The 1,753-nt window shown below is 34.4% G+C and carries 3 protein-coding genes; all 3 read left to right on the top strand.

Annotation, left to right across the window (positions count from 1 at the left end; all coding sequences use genetic code 11):
* On the top strand, positions 1-256 hold a 256-nt coding region (locus tag WA010_RS13165; protein WP_422557574.1), incomplete at its 5' end, for a hypothetical protein.
* On the top strand, positions 256-1,065 hold the full coding sequence (locus WA010_RS13160) for a hypothetical protein (RefSeq protein WP_422557573.1): 810 nt from the start codon (positions 256-258) through the stop codon (positions 1,063-1,065). The genes WA010_RS13165 and WA010_RS13160, both read left to right, overlap by 1 nt.
* 303 nt (positions 1,066-1,368) lie before the next feature.
* A partial coding sequence (locus WA010_RS13155) for a Bro-N domain-containing protein (protein WP_422557572.1) occupies positions 1,369-1,753 on the top strand: 385 nt, incomplete at its 3' end.

Below are 1,753 nucleotides of genomic sequence, written 5' to 3'. Positions count from 1 at the left end.
ATTTGAGATACTTAAAACACCATTTTTTATTGGTGCAATAGCAGTTTTCGGGATGATGGCAGATAATGTATTTGATAAGTTGCCCTTAGAATGGCTTCTTTTATGTTTATTTGTATCGTTAATAGTTGGGTACTTTTTTTATGGGTTTATTTCTGCACTTAGAACCGAAGAGGCTAAGATAAATGATTTAAAACTGTTTATCCATTGGTATGAAATATTTGGTAAAGATATGATTGAGAAGAAAGAGAAAAATTAATGGCAAATCTAAAAACTCATGAAAAAGTAATATTTGAAAAACTATTCGATAGAAGTGGTTATGTACTTGATTTTACAGATGCTACATTTCAAGAATTTTTTAAAGAACATCATATTGATATAAATCACCAAAAGTACCATATAAATGGTACTTCAAAGATGAAGAGACTCCGAGCTTTTTGGCAGATTGAATCCGATGAAACTGTTGGCAATGTATTACTAGGATTATTGCAATATGCTGAAGTTAAATCTCAAGTTGATCAAGATGATAAGAAAATAGCTCTTGAGGTTATAAATAAACTCTTAGGTAAACAAGCTTTCCAAGAGCCAAAAGAAGATAATTTTATTAATCTAGAATTTTCACAATTAAATTTATCATTGTTGGCGATTGATCCTCAATTTGAGAGAGTTATACAGCAAAGAGTAGATGAAATAGAAAAATCTTTAAAAAGTGGAAGTGCATTGGCTGTAATATTTTTGTGTGGAAGTACACTTGAAGGATTACTCCAAGATAAAGCGACAAAACATCCAAAAGAATTTAACAGTGCAAAATCAGCACCAAAAAATAAAGATGGGAAAGTCTTACCGATACATGAATGGACTTTAAATGCTTTAATTGATGTAGCGTATGAAACAAGCTATATTGAAGATGATATAAAAAAATTTAGTTCAGCGTTAAGAGATTTTAGAAATTATATCCATCCTCGACAGCAAGCAATTAGCAACTTTAATCCCGATAATCATACAGCAAAAATCAGTTGGCAAGTCTTACAAGCAACGATAGCTAGTTTAAGCGGACAAAGGAAATGAAAAACTTTTCACCCTGCCATATTTTCCTCTATTTTTGAGCGATGGGGTACAATGAAAGGAAATTTTAATTATGGCGAATTCGCCATAGTTGACAATAGTATAGAAAGGAATGTCTCTGCACTGCGGAGACAATCTAATGGTATATGATATATCGAAAAAGGGATAGAACTTTGCCAAGCTTTAAATTGTGCACGCACTGCGTGCACTAATGAAATTAAAAATAATCTAGCAAATTGCTATATTTTTCTCCTCTTTTTACGGGTGAGGATAAAATAAAGAAAAATAATGTGAGGAGTAATTGCAATGGATGAACCATCATTAGCAGTATTCGAAAGTAAGCAGATACGGCGCAGTTATGATGAAGATACTGAAATATGGTATTTTTCTATTGTCGATGTAGTAGCAATTTTAAGCGAGAGCATTGACCCACAATCGTATTGGCGTAAACTCAAAGAGCGTCTCAAAAAAGAAGGGAATGAAACCGTGACAAATTGTCACGGTTTGAAAATGAAAGCGAATGACGGCAAAATGCGCCTCACTGATGTGGCAACAGTCGAACAGCTTTTACGCCTGATACAATCGATCCCATCTCCCAACGCCGAGCCGTTTAAAATATGGTTGGCGAAAGTGGGGCATGAACGACTCCAAGATATGTCCGATCCCGCTCTAAGCGTAGATCGTGCCCGTG

The sequence above is a fragment of the Sulfuricurvum sp. genome, from assembly GCF_049305995.1.
Lineage (GTDB): Bacteria > Campylobacterota > Campylobacteria > Campylobacterales > Sulfurimonadaceae > Sulfuricurvum.
This window is presented reverse-complemented; position numbering and strand designations above follow the sequence as displayed.

Coding starts and splice junctions, on each gene's coding strand:
- WA010_RS13160 (WP_422557573.1), top strand. CDS start 256: ATGGCAAATCTAAAAACTCATGAAAAAGTAATATTTGAAAAACTATTC.